Source organism: Gracilibacillus orientalis (assembly GCF_900114645.1).
In the GTDB taxonomy this organism is placed as follows: domain Bacteria; phylum Bacillota; class Bacilli; order Bacillales; family Amphibacillaceae; genus Gracilibacillus; species Gracilibacillus orientalis.
On record NZ_FOTR01000008.1, the window covers coordinates 48967 to 58670 of the forward strand.

Here is a 9704-nt window from a genome sequence, read left to right on the forward strand (position 1 = left end):
TTGGCTTCAATCTTTTGTTCCATATCTTCTATTTTCCATTTCCTCTCCCAAACCAACTCACGCAATCTATAAGTCTTTATTAATCTCTCTCATAACATGTCCCAGTTCCGGAATAATCAATTTTTCCATTGCTAATTTTACGGCACCAGATGAACCCGGTGTTGCAAAAACGGCTTTGTCCTGTACTACACCTGCTGTAGCGCGGGAAAGTATCGCCGCTGAACCGATATCTTCTAAGTAACTGAGCATGCGGAAGATTTCCCCGAATCCAGGTAGTTCTTTATCTAGCATGCTCTCGACCGCTTCGATTGTCACATCTCGTTTGGCAATGCCCGTGCCGCCATTAATTAAGATCGCATCAATGTCAGGCTGCTGTATGCCTTTTTCTATGGCTTGTTGGATATCAGCTTGTTCATCTTTCACAATATCATAAGCGTTCACTTGATGATTGTTATCTTCTAAATATGTATGCATCAGCTTACCACTTTTGTCAGTCTCCTTCGTTCGTGTATCACTAACAGTAATGATTTTACAACTCACTGTATGTGGTGCTTCTGCTTTGTGTGTTTGTAGCATGATTAATCTCCTTGTTTTACAAAATAGACATAATCCCTCATTTGCTTAACAGCCTTCGAAGGATTATGTATTTATATAGATAATTTTAACTTTTATAGAAATATGTTTCTAGCCAATCAAGGAACAACTCGTAATCCTGTTCTACTTGGCGTTTATAAAAACGTGACCATAATACCATTTCCTGAATAAATGCATCTTTATTTCCCTCGATCGTCTGATAAATAACGTCTTCACTGTGATAGTCCAGTAATTCCTCATTGATATCTTGGTCAGCTCGAGCATGAATTTTCGCTGCGATCTTGCCCATGATTTTGACGGATTGCTTAATGGGCTTTAATTCATTGAGATGCTTTGGTGAGATGTCTTTATCGTAAGCACAACGTTCTCGCACATAAAATTCACGGTTCCCAATCGTTAGGTGACCTAAGTATGCATCTGTTTTATGGTGCATCGCTTTTTGAGTCGCTACTACTCGTTCTCCCTGGTGTTTATAATAGTCCCAAAATGTTCCATTATATGGCACAAAATAAGCTGGTATCGCTGGACGTGCTTCTTTGACTTCTAATATGACGTCATCGTTATCCAATTCATTTGTTCCTTCAATTAAGACATAATATCTTTTGAGGCCTGTGGATGCGACGCCAGCTCCCGTTTTCTTGACAATGTCCTTGATTTGATAATGATCGTTTCCTTTAAATAAGGATGATTCAATCGAATCTAAATAGTAGTCCCAGTGTTCTTTTATTTCTTTATATTCTTTTGGTGAGACCTTCTCGAGCTTTTCTTTTTCAAGGTTAAAGACGCGCTCTCCCTCATCATTTACAGTGGTCTGTTTATGCAGTTCATGTGTTGCTTGGCGTTCCTCTAATTTATTCAAGACATTTTTGATAGGACCTTTCGCATTATCGACTGTGAAATGTAATGCTTTCGGGTCATCTTCTCGTTTGGCAAATTTCTTGATCTGCTTACGATAAGCTTTCAAAAAAGTGGTGACTAACTCATCACGATTTTCTTCATCTGTAATCCCTTGCTGTTCCGCTAGCAAACGGATGCTGACCACCATTCTTAAAACATCATAAAGATAAGAGCCCAGATACCCCTCATCAAAGTCATCGACATCAAATACTAGATGTCCTGCTTCATCTTGGAAACTACTAAAATTATCAAAATGCATATCACCCATAATCCATGTCGGCTTATGCTCGGGTGTATGGAAACTGAATGGGATTTTCGTTACATCATAATAGAAAAGATAGGCACTACCTCGATAAAAACTATATGGATTTTGTTTCATTTTGTGATATTTTTTACGTCTGTCTTTTTTCGAAAGTTCCATTACATAGCTGTCTAGTTGTTCTAATATAGTATGTAGTGATTGCTTCCGTAATAATAGACTTGTTTCCTGGACTTTTGTTTGAATGCTATGTACCATCAAAATCTCTCCTCATGCTCTTTTGATCATTGAATCATAGAATATGCGTTGCCTTCATATTGTAGCGAGATGGCTTCTGTATCCTTGGTTGTTGCTTCATATAAGATAATCTCACCAGTAGGAGGTTCTGCGTTATTTTCATCAAAGAAAAAATCATCCCCTAATGCAATCGTCCATTTTGCTTCCGCATTATCAGATAAAACAATGGCTAATGTACCATATTGTTGAGTCTGATCCCATTCGAATAATTGACGGTTAATTGTGATACCTTCCTGATTAACCGTTATTGCCGTGTTCTCATCTTCCCATTGACCATAAATTTGAGCGCCAACATAGGAATAAGACGAACTATCTTTACGATCACCGTATGTGCCAACAAATTGCTGCATCTGTTGCTGTTTGTCTCTATATGTAAAAACAGCAATATCATCCGCTAACCACATAAGATCTCCTTCTTTGTCAATTGGACTTGGCAATGCTTCTTTCGGACGACCTAATATCCGATAATAACTGCGATAATAGGTTGCTTCACCCGTATTCGTATTTTTCTTCAGTGAGAAAATTTGCTTGGTATCTGGTGAGATACTTGTAATATTTTTAATATCTTGATTACTTTGATACATCAAATAACTATTTGCTATAATGATCAAACTCGCTATAGTAACAAGGATAACATTTCCCATTTTCTTAAGCGAAAGAATCGACAAGAGACTTAATCCTAAACTAATGACAATGATAATATTAAATATATAAAATAAACCGTTATCAATATATTCTGCCTGATAGTGTGATTGAACGATAAGACTGCCCACTTGCAATAAGAGAAAAGCAACAGCAATCAGAAAAAAGACGCCACCGAACCACTTAGCCCTCTTCTTCATTTTCCGGTTCTACCTCCTCTGAAAATTCCCATGTATGTCCATTATCAGTTGAAATAAACTTGGCTCTAATCAATCCGTCTCTATAGTAGTCACCATTAGGCCCTTGATCCATGATTAGGGCTAGATGATCTTCTTCTTTAAATGGTGCTCTGGCAATGACAAAGACTCTATCATATTTTGAAGGCATATCAAATACGGCCTGTTCCCACGTTTCACCTTGGTCATTAGTCACATATAAACTTGGCTCCTGAGGGTTAATCGTACCATAGGACATAAAGCCTGTCTTCGCATCGACAAAACCACCATCCGCTATAAGTCTTGTTGTATCCGGGATATTAATAGATTGCCAGCTTTCACCCTGATTCGTAGTTATGTAGATAAACGACACTTCCGATGACATCGTTCGATCTGCAGAAAAAATAACATACCAAAATTGATCATCAAGGAATACTACTTTGCGGAATCTGATAGAAGGGACTCGATCACTTACAACCGTTTCATCCCATGTTTCCCCCTGATTCTGTGAATGAATCACTTTTACTACTCCTTCCGAATAAAGAAAAGCAGTATCATTCTCTGTAAGAATAAAACTATTATCTATTAATTCCGTTTTATTCCCTTGGTATTCACCTTCAAATAGCTTATCCTTTTCAATAGGGACTAGTGTCCATGTATTACCATCATCATAAGTAATTTGCAAGTCATCATTTTGCAGACTATAGCCTATTCTATCCTCCACGTTTATCGGAACTAACGGAGCTTTTTCAGTCGTAGCATTTTCTTCATCTGGTTGATTCTGTTCCACTATAGCTGAGGGTAAAGGAATGGGCTCACGCCTTTGATAATAAAACATCGACATGATAATCGCCAAGCCAATCATACAACTAAGAACTATTAATACTTTTTGCACCATGTAATCCTCCTCACCTTCATTATACGATACCTAAAGCTATTCTAAAATCATATATACTGACTGTGTAGTCTTAACGAACTAAATCTGAACGTTATGATCAAAAAGTTAAAATTAAGAAAAGGCTTGATTTAGATCAAGCCTTTTCTTATCTAATTGAGGAACTGTGCTTTGATGATGATGGACACTTTTTTGGTTTTCCCACTATTTTTGTCCTTCATCTCACTTATGATGGACACTTTTCTGATTTCCCCGCTACTTTTGTCCTTCATCTCGCTTATGATGGACACTTTTCTATTTTTCCATTTGCTTTTGTCCTTCATTAATTCAAAACATTTTTTAAAACTGTGTCATAATGCTCTTCCCTAATAAGTTAGAATAATTTTATTCCCAGACGGATCTCTCGTAATAGCTTGGTATTCTTCTTCCTCAACAGAAGCTCCAATTGCCTTTAAATTCTGAATCGTACGATGGACCGCTTCTTTAGTTGGATAGCTGATCGTATAAGATTGGAGCCCAGCACTATTTTCTGATGGCGCAGGTGCACCAACTCCATTCCACGTATTTAAGCCAATGTGATGATGATATTTTCCTGTCGAAATGAATAATGCTTGATCACCGAATTGACACACTGTCTCAAAACCTAGTCCTTTTTCATAAAAATGCTTGGTATTTCCGATTTCCGCAACATAAAGGTGAATATGTCCCATAGCAGTCTCTTGCGGCAGCCCTTGCCATGCATCTTTTTCACCTTCTTTTAAAAGATCCTCAAAATCTAATGGATCAACGGCCATATTCACTTGATCACCTTGCCACGTCCACCCTGCAGGATCTCTGTCACGATACACTTCAATACCATTTCCATCTAGATCAGAAAAGTATAATGCCTCACTCACTAAATGGTCAGATGATGCCAATGGTAAACCTACCTCCATACTATGAAAGACAAAGTTTGCAAGGTCTTTTCGTGTTGGTAATAGAATAGCAAAATGGTATAACCCTGTCGTACGTCCCTGTTTAGGCACTGCATTTTCGGGTTGTTCAAGTGTAAGAATACTTGTTTTTCCATCTGCAGTAAGTGCTGCGGTTGTGTTTGTTTTTTCTAATATATCAAATCCAATGACTTTTTGATAAAAGGCAATCGATCTAGCTAAATCCTGTACTCTTATGGTGACATTGCTGACAAACGTTATCGGTTTACGATGAAAGTTCATAATCAATCTCCTTTTTAATTACTTTATGTAAGCAATTATACTTTTGTAAGTGGATGATATCAAGAAAAAGCTACTAATCTGTAAAGAATAGTAGCTTTCCTATATCTGTCATTCTTTTGAGAATCCAATATCTTTTCTATAGAAAAAGTCGTCGTTTTGATCAAATCGTTTCAGATATTGGTAGATTTCTTTTTGTGCTTGTTCCGGGCTGTCCTGAATTGAACCTACTAGAAGAACACGACCACCTGTTGAATAGAATGATCCATCTTGCGACTGACCTGTTCCAGCATGGATCACATATACCTGATCATTTGCCTTAAGATCTGGGAGGACCACATTTTTAGCATATGAACCAGGATACCCCTTCGAAGCAACCACTGTCCCGATCGCATAACCATTCTTCCATTGAAATTGTGGATCTTTTCCGGCAGTTACGTCTTCAATTACTTGAATGAGATCATTTTCGAGAAGAGGCAATACCACTTGTGTTTCGGGGTCACCGAATCGCGCATTAAATTCGATGACTTTAGGTCCTTCTTTCGTCTCAATCAGACCACCGTAAAGCACCCCGGTATATCTACGACCTTCCTTTTTCATTCCTTTTGCAACAGGCTTGAGTATTTTTTCAACCGTAAATTCTACAAGTTTTGGGTCTAAATCCGGTACCGGAGAAAAAGCACCCATACCACCAGTGTTTGGACCTTCATCATTGTCATAGGCACGTTTATGATCGCGAGCAGGTACCATAGGATACACATTTTCTCCATCAACCAAAGCAAAAAGGGAGAACTCTTTTCCTTCTAAATATTCTTCGATAACTACTCTGCTTCCAGCTTCCCCGAATTTGTTATCGGTCAGCATATTGTCCACTGCGTCTAACGCTTGTTGCTCTTTCATTGCAACTACGACACCTTTTCCAGCGGCAAGTCCATCTGCTTTTATGACAATTGGTGCACCTTCTTGTTGTACATATGCTTTTGCTTTTTCAACATCAGTAAATGTCTGGTATTTGGCAGTCGGTATATCATATTGTTTCATAAATGCTTTAGCAAAGTCTTTGCTACCTTCAATAAGAGCAGCTTCTTTTTTAGGGCCGAATACTTTGAGGTTTTTTTCTTGGAAAGCATCTACTACCCCTTTGGTTAATGGAACTTCAGGACCCACAATAGTCCAATCTATTTCTTCTTTCTGTGCAAAAGCGACTAATTCTTCAATCGCATCATCTTTGATTGGAACACAAGTTGCATCTTGTGCAATACCGCCGTTTCCTGGTGCGGCAAAAATTTCTGTTACACGCTTGCTCAGCTTTAGTTTTTTGACGATGATATGCTCACGACCACCGCCACCAATTACTAATACTTTCATGAAAGGCCTCCTATTTTTGCGAAAAATGAGATAATGATATGATTACGAATTATAATCGTATTATTGCGAATATCGTGTTCTTTATTGAAACCTAATAATATGACATTTTCTCACTTTCTAGACAGCAAAGGATTCTCAACTTTTTGAGAATCCTCCTTTTTCTTAGTGCTTGAAGTGGCGCATTTTGGTTAATACCATAGCAATTCCATGTTTATTACATTCGTCAATCGAGTCTTGATCGCGCTTGGAACCACCTGGTTGGATGATAGCTTTGATTCCTGCTTTTGCTGCATTTTCTACTGTGTCTGGCATTGGGAAGAATGCATCTGATGCCATTACGGCACCTTGTGTTTTTTCTCCTGCCTGCTCAAAGGCAATTCCAGCAGCACCAACACGGTTCATTTGTCCGGCACCAACCCCAAGTGTCTGGTCCCCTTTTGTGACAACAATCGCATTAGATTTCACGTGTTTTACCACTTTCCATGAGAAAAGAAGCTCATCAATCTCTTTTGCATCTGGTTTACGTTCAGTCACTACTTCTAAATCTTCCGCTAACACTTTACCATTATCACGGTCTTGAACAAGGAGCCCGCCAATTACACTAACTACTTTCTTCGTATCGTCTTCGTTTACGTGCATGGATGTTTCCAGTAAGCGAATATTCTTTTTCACAGTCAAGATTTCGAGAGCTTTTTCAGAAAAGCTTGGTGCAATTACGATTTCTAAGAAAATTTCTTTTAACTGGTTGGCAGTTGCTTCGTCCACTTCACGATTAAGTGCTACAATTCCACCGAAGATTGATACCGGATCACCGGCATATGCCTTTTCAAAAGCAGCAGAAATCGTGTTACCGATACCTACACCACATGGATTCATATGCTTCACGGCTACTGCCGCCGGTTGTTCAGGGAATTCAAGCACAACCTCTAAAGCTGCATTAGCGTCCTGGATGTTATTATACGATAATTCTTTTCCATGCAATTGTTTTGCATTGGCAATCGATGCACCTTTGACATTTCCTTCTTTATAGAACGCTGCTTGCTGGTGCGGGTTTTCACCATAGCGAAGGGATTGTACTTTTTCGAACGTTTGGGTGAATGTTTCCGGATCTTCTTCACCTGTTATATCAACAAAATAGTTAGCAATCATAGCGTCATAGTTTGCCGTATGACGGAACACTTTTGCCGCTAGTTGTTTACGAAACTCAACCGCTCCACCATTATTACCTAAGTTATCTAACACCGCATCATAATCAGATGGATCAACGACTACAGTGACGTCACGGAAGTTTTTCGATGCAGATCGTAACATCGTTGGACCTCCGATATCAATATTTTCGATCGCATCTTCTTCTGTTACACCTTCTTTTGCAATCGTTTCTTTAAATGGATAAAGATTGACAACGACAACATCAATCGGTGTGATGTCACGCTCTTCCAGTTGCTTGACATGAGATTCTTCATCACGACGAGCAAGAAGTCCTGCATGAATATATGGGTGTAACGTTTTTACACGACCATCCAAAATTTCATCAAAATTGGTGATTTCAGAAACACCTTTTGCAGGTAATCCAGCATCATGTAATGCTCTTAATGTACCACCTGTTGATATCAGTTCATAACCTAATTTGTCTAACCCTTCTGCAAAAGGGACTAAATTACTTTTATCAGACACACTTAGTAAAGCACGTTTTTTCAACGTTATTCTCCTCTCGTGATCAGTTTTTGAATCGTAGCTGGATATAACTGATGTTCTACTTGCTGAATCGCTTTTTGCAAATCATCTCTTGTCATACCGTCTTGTACATCAACTGCTTGTTGAGCAATAATTTTCCCTGTGTCCATCCCGGCATCCACATAATGCACGGTAACACCTGACACTTTCACACCAGCATCAAATGCTTGTCCGATTGCGTCCAATCCAGGAAAAGAGGGTAAAAGCGAAGGATGGATATTGATAATTTTCCCTTCAAAGGGACGTAATAATGTCTCACCAATCAATCGCATATATCCTGCAAGAATAATCAAATCAATTTCTTCTTCTTGTAGCACTTCAACAATTTTCGCTTCAAACATCTGCTTATTTCGGTATTGTTTTGGATCAAATACGAAAGCAGGCGTTCCATTTAATTTGGCATCTTCGACTACTTTTGCATTTGGCTTGTCACAAACAAGTGAAGTTACCTCAGCATCTAGTGTACCATTTTTCACCGCTTCGACAATCGCACCGTAATTACTGCCGGTACCAGATGCAAATACTGCTAATTTAGTCATGGGAGAATGTCACCCCAGTTTCTTCTGTAACCTCACCGATGAGGTAGGCTTCTTCACCGATATCCTCTAATAATTGCAGAGCCATATCCGCCTCATGCGCTTCGACAATAACTGCCATGCCGATGCCCATATTAAAGACTCCGTACATATCTTCTTCTTTTAAGTTTGCCTGTTTTTGCAAGTAATCAAAAATGGCAGGCTTTTGCCAAGATCCTTGCTGAATCTTTATGCCAAGATGTTCCGGTAAAGCGCGTGGGAGATTTTCATAGAAACCACCACCTGTTACATGACTGATTCCTTTTATCGTAAGGTCTAATTTAAGTTGCTGAATCGCTTTTGTATAAATTCGCGTTGGTTCTAATAATGACTCCCCTAATGTTCTTGATAGCTCAGGAATTTGGTCATGATAGCTTAAGCCTTTGTCTTCGATAATTTTTCGAACAAGTGAAAAACCGTTAGAATGAACGCCTGATGATGCAAGTCCGATCACTTTATCACCAGCTTCAATCTTTTCACCTGTGATAATTTGTTTTTTGTCAGCCATACCAACTACAAATCCAGCAAGATCATATTCATCATCATCGTACATACCTGGCATTTCCGCCGTTTCCCCACCAATAAGTGCTGCATTACTTTGGACACAACCATCTGTGATGCCTTTTACGATCTGCTCGATTTTTTCCGGTTGGTTTTTGCCACACGCAATATAATCTAAGAAAAAGATTGGATCGGCACCTTGAGCAACAATATCATTAACACACATTGCTACTAAATCAATCCCGACTGTATCATGTTTGTCCATGGTAAAGGCGAGCTTCAACTTTGTCCCGACACCATCTGTTCCAGAAACAAGCACTGGTTCTTCGTATGAGAATTTACTTAAGTCAAAAAGGCCAGCGAATGCACCCACACCACCGATTACTTCTGGGCGATTTGTTTTGGCGATATGTTTTTTCATTAAATCGACTGCCTGATAGCCTGCATTTACATCGACACCGGCATTTTTATAAATATCACTCATTGTATGAACTCCTTTTGTGACACTCTCGAATT

Annotated in this window: 9 protein-coding genes; all 9 read right to left on the reverse strand. The window is 39.0% G+C overall.

The features are described from left to right. Positions 1 to 66: 66 nt before the first annotated feature. The 9 genes from BM121_RS14540 to purM all read right to left on the reverse strand — a co-directional run bounded on the left by BM121_RS14540 (position 67) and on the right by purM (position 9672). Complete coding sequence (locus BM121_RS14540; protein ID WP_245780817.1) at positions 67 to 579, reverse strand: MogA/MoaB family molybdenum cofactor biosynthesis protein; 513 nt, start codon at positions 577 to 579, stop codon at positions 67 to 69. A gap of 82 nt (positions 580 to 661) precedes the next feature. Further along, on the reverse strand, positions 662 to 2008 hold the full coding sequence (locus tag BM121_RS14545) for a DUF2252 domain-containing protein (protein ID WP_091484383.1): 1347 nt from the start codon (positions 2006 to 2008) through the stop codon (positions 662 to 664). Between the two features lie 26 nt (positions 2009 to 2034). Further along, entirely contained in the window at positions 2035 to 2889 is an 855-nt protein-coding gene (locus BM121_RS14550) for a hypothetical protein (RefSeq protein WP_091484384.1), read from the reverse strand. Next, complete coding sequence (locus BM121_RS14555; protein ID WP_091484530.1) at positions 2873 to 3799, reverse strand: WD40/YVTN/BNR-like repeat-containing protein; 927 nt, start codon at positions 3797 to 3799, stop codon at positions 2873 to 2875. The genes BM121_RS14550 and BM121_RS14555 overlap by 17 nt, the downstream gene beginning before the upstream one ends. A gap of 365 nt (positions 3800 to 4164) precedes the next feature. Further along, entirely contained in the window at positions 4165 to 5013 is an 849-nt protein-coding gene (locus tag BM121_RS14560; protein WP_091484385.1) for a VOC family protein, read from the reverse strand. 108 nt (positions 5014 to 5121) lie between these two features. Next, the gene (gene purD, locus BM121_RS14565) at positions 5122 to 6378 is read right to left on the reverse strand and encodes a phosphoribosylamine--glycine ligase (RefSeq protein WP_091484386.1); all 1257 of its coding nucleotides are present in this window, start codon (positions 6376 to 6378) and stop codon (positions 5122 to 5124) included. 162 nt (positions 6379 to 6540) lie between these two features. After that, positions 6541 to 8076: a bifunctional phosphoribosylaminoimidazolecarboxamide formyltransferase/IMP cyclohydrolase gene (gene purH, locus BM121_RS14570; protein WP_091484387.1), complete on the reverse strand. Its 1536-nt coding sequence runs from the start codon at positions 8074 to 8076 to the stop codon at positions 6541 to 6543. 2 nt (positions 8077 to 8078) lie between these two features. Beyond that, entirely contained in the window at positions 8079 to 8651 is a 573-nt protein-coding gene (gene purN, locus BM121_RS14575; RefSeq protein WP_091484388.1) for a phosphoribosylglycinamide formyltransferase, read from the reverse strand. Then, positions 8644 to 9672, reverse strand: a complete 1029-nt coding sequence (gene purM, locus BM121_RS14580) for a phosphoribosylformylglycinamidine cyclo-ligase (RefSeq protein WP_091484389.1) — start codon at positions 9670 to 9672, stop codon at positions 8644 to 8646. Before purM ends, purN begins: the two co-directional genes overlap by 8 nt. Between the last annotated feature and the right edge of the window lie 32 nt (positions 9673 to 9704).